23 protein-coding genes are annotated in these 17,612 nt (G+C 59.8%); 16 read left to right on the top strand and 7 right to left on the bottom strand.

The features are described from left to right. Window positions 1-117: 117 nt before the first annotated feature. The 3 genes from DFS28_RS25100 to DFS28_RS25110 all read left to right on the top strand — a co-directional run bounded on the left by DFS28_RS25100 (window position 118) and on the right by DFS28_RS25110 (window position 1,969). Entirely contained in the window at window positions 118-1,002 is an 885-nt protein-coding gene (locus DFS28_RS25100; RefSeq protein WP_111451892.1) for a CheW domain-containing protein, read from the top strand. A gap of 88 nt (window positions 1,003-1,090) precedes the next feature. Further along, the gene (locus DFS28_RS25105; protein WP_008155806.1) at window positions 1,091-1,576 is read left to right on the top strand and encodes a chemotaxis protein CheW; all 486 of its coding nucleotides are present in this window, start codon (window positions 1,091-1,093) and stop codon (window positions 1,574-1,576) included. Then, complete coding sequence (locus tag DFS28_RS25110; RefSeq protein WP_074874590.1) at window positions 1,577-1,969, top strand: DUF2802 domain-containing protein; 393 nt, start codon at window positions 1,577-1,579, stop codon at window positions 1,967-1,969. A 128-nt stretch (window positions 1,970-2,097) separates the two neighbouring features. Here the strand turns inward: DFS28_RS25110 and DFS28_RS25115 are convergent, their stop codons facing one another. Further along, the gene (locus DFS28_RS25115) at window positions 2,098-2,427 is read right to left on the bottom strand and encodes an EscU/YscU/HrcU family type III secretion system export apparatus switch protein (protein WP_111451893.1); all 330 of its coding nucleotides are present in this window, start codon (window positions 2,425-2,427) and stop codon (window positions 2,098-2,100) included. Continuing rightward, window positions 2,424-3,998 (bottom strand): flagellar hook-length control protein FliK, encoded by a 1,575-nt coding sequence (locus tag DFS28_RS25120; RefSeq protein WP_111451894.1) that lies wholly within the window; start codon window positions 3,996-3,998, stop codon window positions 2,424-2,426. The genes DFS28_RS25115 and DFS28_RS25120 overlap by 4 nt, the downstream gene beginning before the upstream one ends. Before the next feature lie 197 nt (window positions 3,999-4,195). On the opposite strand from DFS28_RS25120, the gene ccmA reads away from it, so the two are divergent. The 10 genes from ccmA (at window position 4,196) to DFS28_RS25170 (ending at window position 11,555) form a co-directional block, all read left to right on the top strand. Then, window positions 4,196-4,831 (top strand): cytochrome c biogenesis heme-transporting ATPase CcmA, encoded by a 636-nt coding sequence (gene ccmA / locus DFS28_RS25125; protein WP_007894233.1) that lies wholly within the window; start codon window positions 4,196-4,198, stop codon window positions 4,829-4,831. Further along, window positions 4,828-5,496 carry a heme exporter protein CcmB gene (ccmB, locus tag DFS28_RS25130; RefSeq protein WP_111451895.1) on the top strand — a complete coding sequence of 223 codons (669 nt, stop codon included), beginning with the start codon at window positions 4,828-4,830 and terminating at the stop codon, window positions 5,494-5,496. The genes ccmA and ccmB overlap by 4 nt, the downstream gene beginning before the upstream one ends. 75 nt (window positions 5,497-5,571) lie before the next feature. Beyond that, on the top strand, window positions 5,572-6,327 hold the full coding sequence (locus DFS28_RS25135; protein WP_111451896.1) for a heme ABC transporter permease: 756 nt from the start codon (window positions 5,572-5,574) through the stop codon (window positions 6,325-6,327). Next, the gene (gene ccmD, locus DFS28_RS25140) at window positions 6,324-6,500 is read left to right on the top strand and encodes a heme exporter protein CcmD (protein ID WP_008145547.1); all 177 of its coding nucleotides are present in this window, start codon (window positions 6,324-6,326) and stop codon (window positions 6,498-6,500) included. The genes DFS28_RS25135 and ccmD overlap by 4 nt, the downstream gene beginning before the upstream one ends. Then, complete coding sequence (gene ccmE / locus DFS28_RS25145; protein ID WP_054596313.1) at window positions 6,497-6,952, top strand: cytochrome c maturation protein CcmE; 456 nt, start codon at window positions 6,497-6,499, stop codon at window positions 6,950-6,952. Before ccmD ends, ccmE begins: the two co-directional genes overlap by 4 nt. Window positions 6,953-6,955: 3 nt before the next feature. Continuing rightward, a complete protein-coding gene (locus tag DFS28_RS25150; RefSeq protein ID WP_111451897.1) occupies window positions 6,956-8,944 on the top strand; it encodes a heme lyase CcmF/NrfE family subunit in 1,989 nt (662 codons plus the stop codon). Beyond that, a complete protein-coding gene (locus tag DFS28_RS25155; RefSeq protein WP_008145551.1) occupies window positions 8,941-9,477 on the top strand; it encodes a DsbE family thiol:disulfide interchange protein in 537 nt (178 codons plus the stop codon). Before DFS28_RS25150 ends, DFS28_RS25155 begins: the two co-directional genes overlap by 4 nt. Beyond that, window positions 9,474-9,947, top strand: a complete 474-nt coding sequence (locus DFS28_RS25160) for a cytochrome c-type biogenesis protein (protein ID WP_008145552.1) — start codon at window positions 9,474-9,476, stop codon at window positions 9,945-9,947. Before DFS28_RS25155 ends, DFS28_RS25160 begins: the two co-directional genes overlap by 4 nt. Next, the gene (gene ccmI / locus DFS28_RS25165) at window positions 9,940-11,142 is read left to right on the top strand and encodes a c-type cytochrome biogenesis protein CcmI (protein WP_111451898.1); all 1,203 of its coding nucleotides are present in this window, start codon (window positions 9,940-9,942) and stop codon (window positions 11,140-11,142) included. Before DFS28_RS25160 ends, ccmI begins: the two co-directional genes overlap by 8 nt. Before the next feature lie 14 nt (window positions 11,143-11,156). Further along, a complete protein-coding gene (locus DFS28_RS25170) occupies window positions 11,157-11,555 on the top strand; it encodes a hypothetical protein (RefSeq protein ID WP_111451899.1) in 399 nt (132 codons plus the stop codon). Between the two features lie 56 nt (window positions 11,556-11,611). Here DFS28_RS25170 and DFS28_RS25175 read toward each other — a convergent pair whose 3' ends face one another. The 4 genes from DFS28_RS25175 to DFS28_RS25190 form a co-directional block, all read right to left on the bottom strand. Then, window positions 11,612-12,187, bottom strand: coding sequence for a PIN domain-containing protein (locus tag DFS28_RS25175; protein ID WP_111451900.1), 576 nt, complete (start codon window positions 12,185-12,187; stop codon window positions 11,612-11,614). After that, a complete protein-coding gene (locus DFS28_RS25180) occupies window positions 12,184-12,651 on the bottom strand; it encodes a helix-turn-helix domain-containing protein (RefSeq protein ID WP_111451901.1) in 468 nt (155 codons plus the stop codon). The genes DFS28_RS25175 and DFS28_RS25180 overlap by 4 nt, the downstream gene beginning before the upstream one ends. 83 nt (window positions 12,652-12,734) lie before the next feature. Next, window positions 12,735-13,622, bottom strand: coding sequence for a LysR family transcriptional regulator (locus DFS28_RS25185; protein WP_111451902.1), 888 nt, complete (start codon window positions 13,620-13,622; stop codon window positions 12,735-12,737). 130 nt (window positions 13,623-13,752) lie between these two features. Next, complete coding sequence (locus DFS28_RS25190) at window positions 13,753-14,472, bottom strand: SDR family oxidoreductase (protein ID WP_111451903.1); 720 nt, start codon at window positions 14,470-14,472, stop codon at window positions 13,753-13,755. Window positions 14,473-14,752: 280 nt separating this feature from the next. Here DFS28_RS25190 and DFS28_RS25200 point away from each other — a divergent pair, with 280 nt between their 5' ends. Both DFS28_RS25200 and DFS28_RS25205 read left to right on the top strand, forming a co-directional pair. Beyond that, window positions 14,753-14,965, top strand: coding sequence for a type II toxin-antitoxin system HicA family toxin (locus DFS28_RS25200; protein WP_111451904.1), 213 nt, complete (start codon window positions 14,753-14,755; stop codon window positions 14,963-14,965). Further along, complete coding sequence (locus DFS28_RS25205; protein WP_056742059.1) at window positions 14,965-15,369, top strand: type II toxin-antitoxin system HicB family antitoxin; 405 nt, start codon at window positions 14,965-14,967, stop codon at window positions 15,367-15,369. Before DFS28_RS25200 ends, DFS28_RS25205 begins: the two co-directional genes overlap by 1 nt. Before the next feature lie 92 nt (window positions 15,370-15,461). Here the strand turns inward: DFS28_RS25205 and DFS28_RS25210 are convergent, their stop codons facing one another. Next, complete coding sequence (locus DFS28_RS25210) at window positions 15,462-16,667, bottom strand: MFS transporter (protein WP_111451905.1); 1,206 nt, start codon at window positions 16,665-16,667, stop codon at window positions 15,462-15,464. A 235-nt stretch (window positions 16,668-16,902) separates the two neighbouring features. Here DFS28_RS25210 and DFS28_RS25215 point away from each other — a divergent pair, with 235 nt between their 5' ends. Continuing rightward, on the top strand, window positions 16,903-17,532 hold the full coding sequence (locus DFS28_RS25215; RefSeq protein ID WP_178082232.1) for a hypothetical protein: 630 nt from the start codon (window positions 16,903-16,905) through the stop codon (window positions 17,530-17,532). Window positions 17,533-17,612: the final 80 nt, after the last annotated feature.

Consider the following 17,612-nt stretch of genomic DNA (forward strand, 5'->3'; position numbering starts at 1 on the left):
GAACTCATTACCTGTAGGAGCAAGGCTTGCCCGCGATAGCTTCACTGCGGTTTTCATAGCTACACCGAGTTATCGTTCATCGCGGGCAAGCCTTGCTCCTACAACAACGGTGTGCGCATGAACCGGCCGGTGAAGGTCACCTCGCGTCCGCAACTGGCGCTGCAGTCTTATCTGGACAGCTTGCTGATGGAGGCGACTGAAGAGTTGCCGCCGGAAATCGAAGCGTCGGTTGAAATCGTTGAGGTTGTTGAAGCGGTCGAAGTTGAAGCTGCGCTGGACGAGTTCCAGGCAGCGGTGCTTGAAGAGCAGGCTCGCGATGCGCAAAACCCCGTCGTGGTTGCCGCGCCAGTAGCAGCGCCTGTGGTGAAGGTTCCAGTGGCGTTGATCGAAGCACCCGCGCCGGTTCTCGCGCCGGTATCGACCATCGCACCGCTGCTGCAAGCCTTGGTGCCGCCGGTGGTCGAAGTCCATCGGCCGCCGAGCAACACGCCGCCACCCGTGGAAACCGATGGTCGCCCGTCCTGGGCCGCCGAGCCGTTCGAATGCCTGTTGTTCGATGTTGCCGGGTTGACCCTGGCGGTGCCGCTGGTGTGTCTGGGTTCGATTTATTCGTTGACCGGCCACGAGCTGACGCCGCTGTTCGGTCAGCCAGAATGGTTTCTCGGGATCCTGCCGAGCCAGGCCGGCAACCTGAAAGTATTGGACACCGCGCGTTGGGTCATGCCCGACCGTTACCGCGACGATTTCCGTCAGGGCCTGCAATACGTTATTTCGGTTCAGGGCTACGAATGGGGGCTGGCGGTGCATCAGGTCAGCCGCTCGTTGCGCCTGGACCCGAACGAAATCAAATGGAGAAGTCATCGCGGTCAGCGGCCATGGCTTGCCGGCACGGTGATTGAGCACATGTGTGCGCTGCTGGACGTTTCCGCCTTGGCCGAGTTGATTGCCAGCGGCGGGGCAAAGCACATGAGCGGCAGCAAGCCGCTACACAAACCGACATAGCTGCCGACATAACAAGTATGCGACGGCATTGTTGAATGCCGCCTAAAGAACACACACCGCCAGAAGCGGTTTTTCGAGGGGTCAGGGTATGAGTAATCAAGCGACGAATGCAAAAGGTTCTGAAGATCCGATCCTGCAATGGGTAACCTTCAAACTGGACAACGAAACCTACGGCATCAACGTGATGCGCGTTCAGGAAGTCCTGCGTTACACCGAGATCGCCCCGGTCCCGGGTGCCCCGAGCTACGTGCTGGGCATCATCAACCTGCGCGGTAACGTGGTCACCGTGATCGACACCCGTCAGCGCTTCGGCCTGATGAATGCCGAGATCAGCGACAACACCCGGATCGTCATCATCGAAGCCGACAAGCAAGTCGTCGGGATCATGGTCGACAGCGTGGCCGAAGTGGTTTACCTGCGTCAGTCGGAAATCGAAACCGCGCCGAACGTCGGTAACGAAGAATCCGCCAAGTTCATTCAAGGCGTGTGCAACAAGAACAACGAACTGCTGATCCTGGTCGAGCTGGACAAGATGATGAGCGAAGAAGAATGGTCGGATCTGGAGAACATCTGATTGATTCTTGAGGTAGCGGTCATTGTCCTGTTCCTCTTCTGGGCAGGCACGCTGGCGATGTTTCTGGCGTACATACGAGGCCAACGACTGATCGCCGCGCAACAGGCTCAGGGCGATGCGCTGCGCGATCAGCGCATCAAGGACCTGGCCAGGCGCGTCGAGGACTACCAAAGCGGCAACGTGCGCATGGGTGAAGACCTGCACGAACTGCGCGCGGTGGTTGGCCCGTTGCCGGACAAACTGGCTCAGCTGGAACAGCGCGATCCGTCGAGCCTGTCGTTTGCCCAGGCGGCAAAACTGGTCGGTATGGGCGCGAGCGTCGATGAACTGACTCAGTCCTGTGGCTTGACCCAGGCTGAAGCGGAGTTGATGAGCAAGTTGCACAAGAACTGATTGTTGCTATTCAGCCGAGATCGCCATCGCGGGCAAGCCTTGCTCCTACGGGTTAGAGTCGTTCAAACATCCCACGAACGCCTCATTCCGTAGGAGCAAAGCTTGCTCGCGATGGCGTCCTCGAAACCTCAGTAATCGTCCCCGCGATCAGTCACATCCTTCTCGACCATCGGCGCATCCGGATCATGCCCCGCCGGGAACTTACCCTTCAGATTCCACGCAAACGCAATAATCTCGGCAATCGTCCGATACAACTCTTCCGGAATACTCTCCCCCAATTCCATCCGCGCCAGCAGTTTCACCAGCTCGGGGTTTTCGTAGATCGGTACTTCGCATTCGCGGGCAATCTTCAGAATGGCTTCGGCCAGTGCTTCGTCACCTTTGGCCGTGAGGGTAGGGGCGTGGCTGCCGTCGTACTTGAGGGCGATGGCCTGGCGCGGGGTGTTGGGGTTTTTCATGCGGTTTCGTCGACCCAGCGTTGTTCGAGACGGGTTTGAGGGCCTTGTGGCGGTGTGCCGAGGTGGCAATCGAGATCGCCGACATTCAGGCCGGACGCTAGCAGACGCTGGCGCAGTTCGGCCAGATGACTTTCGATCAGGCTGGCGGTGTACGGGCGTTCGGCCCACAACTGGCTGGACAGGCTGCCTTTGATCAGTTGTGCGTGAATCTGCAATGGGCCCAGGGGCTCCATGTCGAACGCCAGGTCCACTCGCCACAATTGTTGTTTGGGTTCGCGCTCGTCGCGGCGTTCGTTTTGCTGATCCTTCTCGGGCGCTTCTTCGCGCTGGAACTTGACTTGCAACGGCACGATGTCCTGCAGATTGCGCATCGGGATTTCCAGTTGCCACGTGCTCATCAACCGACCGTCGTCAGTGACGCCGGTCTGTTCCAGGCTCGACAGTTGATGGCTTTGCAGGCGTGAAACCGCCGCGGCTGCCAAACGCAGCAAGTGCTCGAGGTCGCCTTCGCCGTCCGTGCTTTTGAGCAGGCGCTCGGGCAGCGGGAAGCGGGTTGGCGGCGGTTTGGCGCTGACCTGACCGAGCATGCCGAGGGCGCTGCGCACGAAGTTCGGCATGGCCTGGGCCAGTGTGTTGGCGGCAATGATCGCGTTGAGATTGGTGTTGGCCGGCAGGCCTGGCGTCAATTGTGCGATCAGCTTGAGCAGATCACCTTTCAGGTCCGGGGCCAGCGTCGGGTTCTGGCCGCTGAGCAATTTGGCTTCAAGGAACAGGCCGCTATTGGCCAGAGCCTGGGCCAGCCCCTTTGGCGTGCTGAGTTGTTGAACATCGGGCAGGCCGGCGAGCAACTTGTCGACGGCAGCACGCAGATCACTGGACGTCTGGTCCGAGGCCGGCAGGTTTTGCAGGAGTTTGAGCAGGCCATCCAGCGAGCCTTGGCGGCTCTGTTGGTTGACCAGTTGTTGGGTTACCGCCAACTGTTCCTGGCGGCTGCTCAATGGCACGAACTTCAATGTCTGGGTGTCCTGCACCAGCGCGCTCAGCAAGGTGCCGATGCGCAGCGGCGTCGGGCTGTCGATGTTCAGGGTGCTGCCGCTCAACGCGGTGTTGAGCAAGCTCACCATCGAGCGAAACACCGTCGGCTGGCCCGGCCCCTGCGGCAACACTTGAGAGGTCAGTACTTTGCCTTGCAGCAGGGTGCCGACGGGCAGTTGTGCCGTGTCGATACGGGTGAGAGTGGCGATGCTGGAGGCGATGGCCTGTTGCACGGTGACGGCCAGATTACCCGCCGACGGCTGAGTGATCGCCAGGCTGGTGCCCTGAGGCAGCGGTTGGCTGCTGGTGGCCTGGACTGTGGTCTGACGGCCGCTGTCGAGGGTGACCTTGAGTAACAGTTGAAAGGTTTGATCCGCCTGCTTGAGCGACAGCACTTCGGCCTTGGCGGTCTGACCGGCAGTGATCAGGCCCTCCATCGGCGTCAGTAACTTCAGCAGGTCGCCACTCACCACCAGCGGTCGCGAAGTCGCGGGCGTGGTTTGCGGGAGCGGAAGGATGTTCATTTCGCCTGTCATACGCGGTCACAACCTGAGGAAATTGCCCTCTTGAGAGTAGGGCATGGCATGTATAATGCGGCCCCGTTGTATCCGGGGCGCTGAAAACATTTCAAATACTTGATCCAGCTCCTTAGAACGGGCCGCCAATGCATTTATCCTGCATATCTTTAACGGCCGCTCCACTGCCGACTTGAACCCAAAAGGCCCGTGATCTCTTGACCAGTCCTGTCCTGCAAACCGTTGCCCTCGCTTGTGAGCGAGACCTTCGGCTGCTCTTCGAAAATCTCGAATTGAGACTGGCCAGTGGCGAAATGTTGCAAATCAGCGGCCCCAACGGCAGTGGCAAAACCAGCCTTTTACGTCTGCTTTGCGGGCTGATGCAGCCGACTGCCGGTCAGGTGCTGCTCAACGGCCAGCCATTGAACGAGCAACGTTTTGAGCTGGCGCGTAACCTGCTGTGGATCGGCCATGCCGCCGGGATCAAGGATTTGCTGACGCCGGAAGAGAATCTGAGCTGGCTTTGCGCCTTGCATCAACCGGCCTCCCATGAGGCGATCTGGCAGGCGCTGACGGCTGTCGGACTGCGCGGTTTCGAGGATGTTCCTTGCCATACGCTGTCTGCCGGGCAGCAACGCCGGGTCGCGTTGGCGCGGTTGTACCTGGAAAGCCCGCCGCTATGGATCCTCGATGAGCCGTTCACTGCGCTCGACAAACAAGGCGTGGCACAACTCGAAGAACACCTGGCCGCACACTGCGAGCGCGGCGGCATGGTGGTCTTGACCACTCACCACACGCTGACCCGGATGCCGGCCGGCTATCGCGATATTGATCTGGGGAACTGGGCCGTATGAGAGTTTTCGGCCTGTTGGTCGCCCGTGAAGCCCGATTGTTGTTCCGTCGCCCGGCGGAGTTGGCCAATCCGCTCGTATTCTTCGCGATCGTCGTTTCCCTGTTCCCGTTGGCGGTCGGACCCGAGTCTCAATTGTTGCAAACCTTGTCTCCGGGACTGGTCTGGGTAGCGGCCCTTTTATCGGTTTTGCTCTCGCTGGACGGGCTTTTCCGCAGTGATTTCGAAGACGGATCGCTTGAACAGTGGGTCCTTTCGTCGCACCCCCTGCCTCTTCTGGTTTTGGCCAAGGTACTGGCACACTGGTCCTTCTCTGGCCTGGCACTGGTTTTGCTCGCTCCATTACTGGCATTGATGCTCGGTTTGCCAACCGCCTGTCTGCCGGTGTTGCTGCTTTCCTTGTTGCTGGGTACACCGGTGCTGAGCCTGCTCGGTGCGGTGGGCGCGGCCCTGACGGTGGGATTGAAGCGCGGTGGTCTATTGCTGGCGCTGCTGATTCTGCCGTTGTACATCCCGGTGTTGATTCTCGGCAGTGGTGCCTTGCAGGCGGCATTGCAGGGCATGCCGGCGACCGGTTATCTCTTGTGGCTTGGTAGCCTGACCGCCCTGGCGATAACGCTGACACCTTTTGCAATCGCTGCTGGCCTGAAGATCAGCGTCGGCGAATAATGAGGTCTGGTCAAAATTTGATCAGTAAAGACCCTTGGCTCTTCATGGCGAAGAGCAACCGTGATGGAAACAGTAATGAACTGGACTTGGTTTCATAAGCTCGGCTCGCCCAAATGGTTTTACGGCATCAGCGGCAAACTGCTGCCGTGGCTGAGTGTCGCGGCGTTGCTGCTGATCAGCGTTGGTGTAGTGTGGGGCCTGGCCTTCGCGCCGCCGGACTACCAGCAAGGCAACAGCTTTCGCATCATTTATATCCACGTTCCGGCCGCCATGCTGGCCCAGTCCATCTACGTGATGCTGGCGGTCTGTGGCATCGTCGGGCTGGTGTGGAAGATGAAGCTGGCCGACGTCGCCCTGCAATGCGCAGCGCCCATCGGCGCCTGGATGACCGCCGTGGCGCTGGTCACCGGTGCGATTTGGGGCAAACCGACCTGGGGTTCGTGGTGGGTCTGGGATGCACGACTTACGTCCATGCTTATTCTGCTGTTTCTGTACTTCGGTCTTATTGCGCTGGGCAATGCGATCAGCAATCGTGACAGTGCCGCCAAGGCCTGCGCGGTATTGGCGATTGTCGGCGTGATCAACATCCCGATCATCAAATACTCGGTGGAGTGGTGGAACACCCTGCACCAGGGCGCGACGTTCACCCTCACCGAAAAACCGGCAATGCCCGCCGAGATGTGGCTGCCACTGCTGCTGACGGTGCTGGGTTTCTACTGTTTCTTCGGCGCGGTGTTGCTGCTGCGCATGCGTCTTGAAGTGCTCAAGCGCGAAGCCCGCGCCAGTTGGGTCAAGGCCGAAGTGCAGAACAGTCTGGAGGCCGCTCGATGAGTTTTGCTTCATTCGGCGACTTCCTCGCCATGGGCCATCATGCCCTGTATGTCTGGTCAGCCTATGGCATCTGCCTGGCGGTGCTGGCCCTCAACGTGGCGGCGCCAATCCTGGCCCGCAAGCGGTATCTGCAACAAGAGGCGCGTCGTCTGCGCCGGGAGAACGGCAAGTGAATCCGCTGCGCAAAAAGCGTCTTATCATCATTCTCGCGATCCTGGTCGGCGTCGGTGCTGCCGTCGGCCTGGCCCTGAGCGCCCTGCAGCAAAACATCAATCTGTTTTACACCCCGACCCAGATCGCCAACGGCGAAGCCCCGCAAGACACGCGCATCCGCGCCGGCGGCATGGTCGAGAAAGGTTCGCTGCAACGTTCCGGCGATTCGCTGGACGTGAAATTCATCGTCACCGACTTCAATAAATCCGTAACCATCACTTATCGCGGCATCCTTCCGGACCTGTTCCGCGAAGGGCAGGGCATCGTTGCCCTGGGCAAGCTCAACGCCGACGGCGTGGTGGTGGCCGACGAAGTGCTGGCCAAGCACGATGAAAAGTACATGCCGCCGGAAGTGACCAAGGCTTTGAAAGACAGTGGTCAATCTGCTCCAACGCCCGCGAAGGAGGGTTGATCGATGACGTCTGGACTCTATATTCCTGAACTCGGCCATCTGGCCATGATTCTGGCGCTGTGTCTCGCGCTGGTTCAGGCCGTGGTGCCGTTGCTCGGTGCCTGGCGCGGTGACCGCTTGTGGATGAGCCTTGCTCAACCGGCCGCCTGGGGGCAATTCGCGTTTCTGCTGTTCTCCTTCGGTTGCCTGACTTACGCCTTCATGACCGACGATTTCTCCGTCGCCTACGTTGCCAGCAACTCCAATAGCGCCTTGCCGTGGTACTACAAGTTCAGCGCGGTGTGGGGGGCGCACGAGGGGTCGTTGCTGCTCTGGGCGTTGATCCTCGGTGGCTGGACCTTTGCGGTGTCAGTGTTTTCCCGACAGTTGCCGCAAGTGATGCTGGCGCGGGTGTTGGCGGTGATGGGCATGATCAGCACGGGTTTCCTGCTGTTCCTGATCCTCACCTCGAACCCTTTCGCCCGCATCCTGCCGCAGATTCCTGCGGACGGTCGTGATCTCAACCCACTGCTGCAAGACATCGGCCTGATCGTTCACCCGCCGATGCTGTACATGGGTTATGTCGGTTTCTCCGTGGCCTTCGCTTTCGCCATCGCTGCACTGCTGGGCGGTCGTCTTGATGCGGCGTGGGCTCGCTGGTCCCGTCCGTGGACCATCGTCGCCTGGGCCTTCCTCGGTATCGGTATCACCCTCGGTTCATGGTGGGCGTACTACGAACTCGGCTGGGGCGGTTGGTGGTTCTGGGACCCGGTAGAAAACGCCTCCTTTATGCCTTGGCTGGTGGGTACGGCGCTGATTCACTCGTTGGCGGTCACGGAAAAACGTGGCGTGTTCAAGAGCTGGACCGTGTTGCTGGCCATCGCCGCGTTCTCGTTGAGCTTGCTGGGGACTTTCCTCGTACGTTCCGGCGTGCTGACCTCGGTTCACGCCTTTGCGTCCGACCCTGAACGCGGTGTGTTCATCCTGATCTTCCTGTTGTTTGTAGTCGGTGGTTCGCTGACGTTGTTCGCCCTGCGCGCTCCGGTGGTGAAGAGCCACGTTGGCTTCAACCTCTGGTCCCGGGAAACCCTGCTGCTGGGTAACAACCTGGTGCTGGTGGTGGCGGCCTCGATGATTCTGCTGGGCACGTTGTATCCGCTGATCCTCGATGCGATGACCGGCGCCAAGCTGTCGGTCGGCCCGCCATACTTCAACGCACTGTTCATTCCGTTGATGGCCTTGCTGATGATGGTGATGGCGGTCGGCATGCTGGTGCGCTGGAAAGACACCCCGGTCAAATGGCTGATGAGCATGCTGACCCCGGTGTTGCTCGGCAGCGCCGCGCTGGCTGTGATAGCCGGTGTCGCTTACGGCGATTTCAACTGGGCGGTGATCGCGACCTTCATGCTCGCCGCCTGGGTATTACTGGCCGGTGTGCGTGACATCTTCGACAAGACTCGCCACAAAGGCCTGATCAAAGGCCTGCCGACCCTGACCCGCAGTTATTGGGGCATGCAGGTCGCTCACCTCGGCATCGCCGTGTGTGCCCTTGGCGTCGTGTTGTCGAGCCAGAACAGTGCCGAGCGCGACCTGCGTCTGGCGCCGGGTGAGTCCATGGACCTGGGCGGTTACCACTTCGTGTTCGAAGGTGCCAAGCATTTCGAAGGCCCGAACTTCACCTCCGACAAGGGCACCGTTCGGGTGATCCGCGACGGCAAGGAAGTCAGCGTGCTGCACCCGGAAAAACGCCTCTACACCGTGCAGAACTCGGTGATGACCGAAGCCGGGATCGACGCCGGTTTCACCCGCGACCTCTATGTCGCACTCGGCGAACCGTTGGGCGATGGCGCCTGGGCCGTTCGCGTCCACGTCAAACCGTTCGTGCGCTGGATCTGGTTCGGTGGTCTGCTCACCGGTTTGGGCGGTTTGCTGGCGGCGTTGGATCGCCGTTACCGGGTCAAAGTGAACAGCCGTGTGCGTGAAGCACTGGGCATGACGGGAGCCACGGCATGAGACGTTGGTTGATGCTGTTGCCCCTGGTGATTTTCCTGGTGGTGGCTGTTTTCCTTTATCGCGGTCTGTTCCTGAACCCGGCCGAGCTGCCTTCGGCGATGATCAACAAGCCGTTCCCGGAGTTTTCCCTGCCGGCGGTGCAGGGCGACAAGACCCTGACCAAGGCTGACATTCTGGGTAAACCAGCGCTGGTCAACGTCTGGGGCACCTGGTGCATTTCCTGCCGGGTCGAGCACCCGGTGCTGAATAAACTGGCCGAGAAGGGCGTGGTGATCTACGGCATCAACTACAAGGACGTAAACGCTGACGCCTTGAAGTGGCTGGTGGAATTCCACAATCCGTACCAGCTGGACATTCGTGACGACGCAGGCACTTTGGGTTTGAACCTGGGTGTGTACGGCGCTCCGGAAACCTTCTTCATCGACGCCAAGGGCATCATCCGTGACAAGTTCGTTGGTGTGATCGACGAACAGGTCTGGCGCGAAAAACTGGCGGCCAAGTATCAGGCGCTGGTTGATGAGGCCAAGCCATGAAGCGCTGGATAGCCGCCGCGGTATTGGGTTTGAGCATGGCCGGCGTGGCGCACGCGGCCATCGACACCTACGAGTTCGCCAAAGAAGGTGATCGCGAGCGTTTTCGCGAGCTGACCAAAGAGCTGCGTTGCCCCAAGTGCCAGAATCAGGACATTGCCGATTCCAACGCACCGATCGCCGCCGACCTGCGCAAAGAGATTTTTCGCATGCTCGGCGAGGGCAAGGACAACCAGCAGATCATCGACTTCATGGTCGACCGCTACGGTGATTTCGTCCGCTACAAACCCGCTCTGAACGCCAAGACTGCTGTGCTCTGGTTCGGCCCTGCCGGCCTGCTGCTAGGCGGTTTTGTGATCATCGCCGTGATCGTCCGCCGTCGTCGCGTGCAACGCGCTGACACCAAGGATGAGCTCTCTGCCGAGGAGCGTGAGCGCCTCGACCACCTGTTGGATAAAACCAAGAATGATTGATTTCTGGCTCGCTGCAGGTCTGCTACTTCTGGTTGCCCTGAGTTTTCTGCTGATTCCCGTTCTGCGTGGTCGTCGCGCCCAGCTTGAAGAGGATCGTACGGCCCTGAACGTCGCGCTGTATCAGGAACGTGTGGCTGAGTTGCAGACTCAGCAGGAAGAGGGCGTTCTCGACGCCACGCAAATGGACACCGGTCGCGCCGAAGCCGCCCGTGAATTGCTCGCCGACACTGAAGGCGTCGAGGCGCCACGCGTGTCCCGCCTGGGCAAACCGTGGCCCTTGCTGGCGGCGATTCTGGTGCCGGTGCTGGGCCTTGGCCTGTATCTGCATTTTGGGGCGAGCGACAAGGTCGAACTGACCCGCGAATTCTCCCAGGCGCCGCAGTCGATGGAAGAGATGACCCGTCGCCTGGAACGTGCGGTCGCGGCTCAGCCGGATTCGGCTGAAGGCCTGTATTTCCTCGGTCGCACGTACATGGCTCAGGATCGCCCTGGCGATGCGGCGAAGATCTTCGAACGCACGGTGAACCTGGCCGGTCGTCAGCCGGAGCTGTTGGGTCAATGGGCGCAGGCTCAGTACTTCGCCGACGGCAAAAAGTGGTCGGACAAGGTTCAGGCCCTGACCGACGAAGCACTCAAAGCCGATCCGAAAGAAGTCACCAGCCTTGGCTTGCTCGGTATTGCTGCCTTTGAAAGCCAGCGTTATCAGGACGCCATCGATTACTGGAATCGCCTGCTGGTGCAACTGCCACCGGAGGACAGTTCCCGCGCTGCGCTGCAAGGCGGCATCACTCGGGCCATCGAGAAACTCGAAGCCAGCGGCGGCAAGGTCGCCCAGGCGCCTGCCGCCAAAGTGGCGGCACTGCTCAAGGTGCGAGTAGATCTGGCACCAGAGCTCAAAGCCAAGGTCCAGCCGGGCGACAGCGTATTCATCTTCGCCCGCGCCACCGCAGGGCCTCCCGCGCCGTTGGCCGCCAAGCGCCTGACCGTGGCCGACTTGCCGGCGACTGTCGAGCTGGGCGACGCCGACGCAATGATGCCGCAGTTGAAACTGTCGAACTTCCCTGAAGTCCAACTGGTTGCGCGCATCTCCCGCGCCGGCAAACCCACTGCCGGCGAATGGATCGGTCGCAGCCAGCCTCTGGCCAGCAGCACCACTGCGCAGCAAACACTGACCATCGACAGCCCGGACAAATGACAGGAAACGCCACTATGACCGCCATCGCCCGTATCACCCTGCTCAGTATGGTTTTGGGGTTAAGCGCTTGCGTGGTCCAACCGCAGCAGCCTGAACGGCTGCCACCGATCCCGCCGTCGCAGCCACGTCCGACGCCGTCCCCGACACCGGGCAAGCCGAGCATCCCGGCCAAGCCCGCCAAACCGCTGCCACGCACCTCCGCCAGCTTCGCGCCGCCGCCGGGTGGCAACAGCCATTGGGACGCCAAGCTCGGCGTGTACGTTCTCGATGATCAGACCAACACCTTCTACCGCCAGCGCACGTACTACCGCTGGGACAACGGCTGGAGCCGGTCGATCAGCCCGAACGGGCCATGGGAAGAGACAGACATCCATGGCGTGCCGGGCGGGTTGGGACGGCAATTCGGGGAGTAAACAGAAACGGCGATCCTTGGATCGCTGTTTTGCTTTTTGGAATCTGAGAAAGTCGTTCAGAGAATGGCGCGGTACTTGGTCAATGCCTTGCTCGACTGAACCAAGCCTTGGCGCAATAGAAGATCAAGATAGCTGCTGACATTCATCGGTGGCATCTTCAATTGCTTGCGTTGGCGTTGCGCCGCCGTGACCACTGCTGAAGGGTCGAGGTTGAAGAGGTTGTCGACGAACTCGTCAGGATGCTGAGCCTCGATACCGAAAGGGCCCAATGCTTCACCGGGGAAGTCTTTCTGATTGAACGTGACAATGACGCTGGCGTTGCAGCGAATGGCGGCTGCCAGCACATGTCGATCATCGATGTCTGGCAGCTTCAGCCCTTCGACCAGGTCTTCGTAACCCGTTACACAAGCGTCGGGTAAGGCCTGATCCATCAGCCCGGATGTGCGATCCAGTTGCTCAACGGTTAGATCCGGACGGTTTCTCAGCAGATTGCGTTTCCATTCGTTGTGTATCTCCAAGGACCATTTCGCTCTGAAACGCCCGGAGAGCGCGAGCCACATCAGTAAATCTCTCAAGGGAGCGGGGTACAACACACATGCGTCATATACAGCGGTAAAAGAGGATTGCCTCACTCGTATCCTGTCCTTAACGCTTGTGCCTGCTCGGCGAGAAGCGTCATTGCTTGCTCGCTGGCAGTGTCGCGCCGGTTTTTATAGTCCATCAAATCGGCGAAGCGCACACGTCGGTGCTTGCCTGTTTTGTGGTAGGACAACTCGCCGGATTCAAGCAGCTTGATCAGGTGCGGGCGTGAGACGTTAAGCAGGTCGGCGGCTTCCTGGGTGGTCAATTCGGCGTGAACCGGGACTACTTTGACAGCGTTGCCCGCGGCTAGCTCAGCCAGAATGTCGACCAGTAACCTGAGGGCTGAGGTGGGCAGTTCGACAGTGTGAGCTTCATTCTGCTCGTCGAAAATCTGGATGTGCTGAGTTTCGAATTGAGTGGCGAGGTAGGCAGCCAGAGCGCGTTGGCCTTCGCTAGCAGCCTGAACTTCGCGCTCCATGGGTAGATTGATCGGTGGATGGATGACTGGCGACATGATGGTTTCCGACATTCTGAAAAAACAATGCTGGAAGGCTATTCGAATCAAACGAAAATCGCAATAAACGAAACGAGTGGGTTTCAGGTCTCCTTGGCCAACAACCCCTGCACATACTGCACAAACGCCCGAGCCTTCGCACTGGCCATTCTGCCCGTGGGAAACACCGCCCAAAGGTCCTGATTCGGCAACGTCCAATCCCTCATCACTTCCCTGACCGCGCCGTTGGCCAGTTCCGGGGCAAACATCCATTCGGACGCCATGGTCAGCCCTTGATGGGCAAGCACGGCTGCACGCAGACCTTCGGCGGCGTTGACGCGGATTCGCCCGTTGATGATGACGGACTGATCATCTGTCCCGTTGTGCAATTGCCAATTGGCATTACCGCCCAAGGTGTAGATGACCGCTTGGTGTTTGCTCAGATCGGCAGGGCAGGTGGGCTCGCCGTGTTTTTCGAAATAGGTGGGCGTGCCCAGCACCACGCGTCGACACTCGGCGATCTTGCGGGCGGTGAGGCCGGAGTCGCTCAAGGCGCCCATGCGCAAGGCGATGTCGACGCCTTCTTCCACCAGATTGACGTTGCGATCGTCCAGCATCAAATCGATGTTCAGGCCCGGGTTCTGATCGAGAAATGGCCCCAGGTGCGGAACGATGTGCAGCCGGCCGAAGGTCACGGCGGCGCAGATGCGCAGATTGCCGGTGAGGCCGCTGGCGGCACCGCGAGCGGCATTGTCGGCTTCGTCCGCTTCTTCGATGGCACGCTTGGACCGTTCGAAAAAGGCCAGGCCAGCTTCGGTGGGGGTCAGGCCTCGAGTCGAGCGCAACAGCAGCCTGACCGCGAGGCGCGCCTCCAACTGCGCGATGGCTTTCGAGACGGCGGGCTGGCCGATATTCAAGCGCCGGGCAGCGGCGGAAAACGAGCCGGTTTCCACCACATAGACGAAGGTTTCCATTGCGCCGAGGCGGTCCATCCGAAGTCCTTGTGAAGATCAAATTGTGGGAGCGAGCCTGCTCGCGATGATGGCGGAACATCCAGCATTAATGTGACTGACAGTCCGTCTTCGCGAGCAAGCCCGCTCCCACAGGGATTTGGGTTGTCGGTTAGAACGCAGCTTTGCCGATTGAGGCGCCGCCATCGACAAACAAGGTTTGCCCGGTGATAAACCCGCTCTGCTCGGACAACAAAAACGCAATCGCCGCTGCGATTTCCTGCGGTTGCCCCAACCGCCCCATCGGCACACCGGCCAGATACCGCGCTTCACCCTCACTGCCCGGCGGATTGTTGGCGCGAAACAGTTCGGTTTCGGTCGGGCCCGGGGCCACGGCGTTTACCGTTACGCCGGTTTGCGCCAGTTCCAGCGCCCAGGATCGCGTGAAGCTGATCAACGCCGCTTTGGCCGCCGCGTAGGCGGTGCGCTGCGTGATACCCAGCACGGTCAGGCTGGAAATGTTCACCACCCGACCCCAGCCCTTGGCGCGCATGTTCGGCAGCAATGCCTGAGTGGCCTGCAACGCCGAATGCAGGTTGACCCGCATCACGTCGTCGAACGTGTCGAGGTCGATTTCCCCCAGCACCTGCGGGCGCACCAGACCGACGTTATTCACCAGCCCGTCGAACTCATAAGTCCTGGCAAGATCAGCCAGCACTTCCTGAGTCAGTGCCCTGTCGCTCAGATCCAGCGGAAACAGGATGCCGGGAAAGCTCAGGTCGGGCGATCGGGCGATTCCGACCACCCGATGACCCGCGCGATCCAGATGCTCGGCGACCGCACGGCCGATGCCTTTGCTGGCGCCGGTGATGAGAAAGGTACGTCGGGTCATTGCACACTCCTTGAAAGAACATGCCGCGGCTCAGGCGGCATTTGATCGGTTCAGCCGCGAATCGCATCCCGCATAGCGTCAGGCTCAGGACGCTGAGTGTAATCCGGGTTGACCTCGGCGTAACGGATCAGGCTGAGCGAAAGTATTCATTCTTGGGAAGAATGCCGCGGCCCGCGATCACACTCTGTAAAACAACCGAGCGTCGAATTCCGGATTTTTGTGCTTGAGTAAAGGTAACTCTAGGGTTACTTTTGTTTGAGCCTGAGCAAGGAGGCTATTGGTGCAGAGCAGGCTATTGATCAAGGAGTTGGAGGAGGCTGGCTGGATGCTGGATCGGATTGCCGGCAGTCATCACCTCTTCAAACACCGATACAACCCGTACACGATACCCGTCCCTCATCCGAAAAAGGATTTGCCGATCGGGACGGTCAAAAGCATCAGGAGGCGAGCCGGGCTGTATTGCCCGGGAGCCAGTTATGCAGGAGATCCATAATGCAATATCCAATCTGTATCGAGTGGGGCGACGAGAACACCGCCATCGGTATTCAGATCCCCGATATTCCAGGCGCCGTAACGGCCGGGGATACGTTTGAAGACGCCTACAACGCGGCGGTCGAGATTGCCCACATCATGCTTCAGGAGATTGCGGCTGACGGGGAGTCGATTCCCATGCCTACATCTGCTGCCGCCCACCGTGGGAATCCGGACTTTGCCGATATGGGCTGGGGAATGCTGGAGCTGGACATCGCGCCGTACATGGGCAAAACCGAGAAGGTCAATGTGACGCTGCCCGGTTATGTGATTCAGCGTATTGATCGTTATGTGCGTGAGCACAATGTCAAAAGCCGCTCTTCATTTCTGGCAGATGCGGCGATGGAGAAGTTGGTTCGGCACTGAGTGATTTCAGTCACACAGCAATCGCAGGCAACCTCGCTCCCGTAGGAGCGAGCGGTGCCGCGGTCCGACTTGCCCGCGATGCTTTTAAAGCTTCACGCCGTCGCCAACGAACGCTTCTCTGAAACACTCAAAAACCGAATCAACGCCAGCAGTGGAAACGCGCTACCCACAATCACGATCCACAACCAGCCGCCGTGTTCATACACCGCACTGGCCACCGAGGAGCCAAACGCCCCACCGATAAAAATGCTGGTCATGTACAGCGCATTCAGGCGGCTGCGGCTTTTGGCGTCGAGGGCGTAGACCGCGCGTTGGCCGAGGACCATGTTCATCTGTACGCAGAAGTCGAGCACCACGCCGGTGACCGCGAGGCCAATGACGCTGTAGACCGGATGAATGAAGGCGGGTAGAAAACTCAGGCTGGCGAACAACAGGGCCAGCAGTGAAGCAACGCGGGTGTGGCCGGCATCGGCCAGTCGACCGGCAATGGGGGCGGCGATGGCGCCGATGGCCCCGACCAGGGCGAAGATCGCGATCTGGGTTTGCGACAAGCCATGATTGCGCGCGAGTTCCAGTGGCACGGCGGTCCAGAACAGGCTGAAGGTGGCGAACATGCACCCCTGATAAAACGCGCGCTGACGCAACACCGGTTGTTGACGCAACAGGGTCCACAGCGAGCCCAACAACTGGCCATAAGAAGCGCTGTGATCAGGCTGGCGCTTGGGAATCGTCAGCGCCAACACCACGCTGATCGCCGCCATCAGCACCGCTGCAATCACAAACATCGCACGCCAGCCAAAATGGTCAGCCACCACGCTGGACACCGGTCGCGCCAACAGAATCCCCAACAGCAAACCGCCCATGATCCCGCCGACCACACGGCCACGAGACTCTTCCGGCGCCAAGTGCGCAGCCAGTGGAATCAGGATCTGCACCGACACCGAACTGAAACCCACCAGCAGCGAGATCAGCAAAAACACGTTTGGCTGATCGGTGAACGCTGCACCCAACAGACTGGCAATCGCCACCACGGTCGTGATGATCATCAAGCGGCGGTTTTCCAGTAAGTCACCCAGCGGCACCAGGAAAAACAAACCCAACGCATAACCGATCTGGGTCAGCGAAACGATCAGGCTGGCCATGGTGCTGGTCAGGCCGATGTCCGGCGCGATCAGGCCGATGATCGGTTGGGCGTAGTAAATGTTGGCAACGATGGCGCCGCAGCAGAAGGCAAACAGCAGCACCATGCCTCGGGTCATTGTTGCGGTGCCGTGGGGCACTGGGGTCGCTGGGTTCATAACGGGTCTCGCTGAGCAAAGGAGAATGCGCGCAGGCTAAAGGGCTATCGGAATGGGCAGAAGAGGGTTTGGAGTGATAGCAATCATTCCGTTGCGGAATGAGTGACGGACGTGTGTGTTGTCCATCAAGGAACCTGGCGTCAAAACATTGAGGTCCGATGATACATTCACTTACATCCTGTTCGATAGCGTGCTTATGTTCTCTCTTCACGTTTCATAAACGGAAGGCACTTTCATGAATGCGATGTTTCGTCACCTGATTCGCGGCACTTCAGTGGTTACCTTGATCGGCTTGTTCACGGCAGGTCTTGCCCAGGCTGCTGACGCGCCAGGCATGCGTATCGGGGTTCGCGGCGAGATCACCGGGGTCAGCCCCGACGTGCTGAAAGTCCACGTCAACAGTGGTGAAAACGTGGTCATCAATCTGACCCAGGACACCAAAGTCCGCGCGGTCACCCTGGCCAATATCGAAGACATCAAACCCGGCAGCTACATCGGTTCGGCAGCCATACCGCAGGAGGACGGAACCCTCAAGGCACTGGAAGTCCATGTCTTTCCACCGGAACTGGCCGGCAGCGGCGACGGCCATCGGCCCTTCGACCTGGCCAAGGGCAGCAGCATGACCAATGGCAGCGTGGGTGATCTGGTGGTCAGCAATGGTCGGGTCTTGACCGTCAACTACAAGGGCGGCCAGCAGAAGATTCTGGTGCCGGAGGATGTGCCGATCGTGAACCTGGTGCCGGGGGATCGCAGCTTGCTGAAGGTGGGGGTGAAGATCGTGACGTTTGTGACCCAAAGTGCTGACGGGACACTCACCGCGCAATCGATCGCGGCCGGCAAGGATGGCGTGACACCGCCGATGTAACTGCTTGGCGCAAACCCTGTGGGAGTGAGCCTGCTCGCGATAGCGGCGTGTCAGGCAACAAATTTATCGAATGGATAAAT

This window comes from Pseudomonas sp. 478 (assembly GCF_003254125.1).
Classification (GTDB): domain Bacteria; phylum Pseudomonadota; class Gammaproteobacteria; order Pseudomonadales; family Pseudomonadaceae; genus Aquipseudomonas.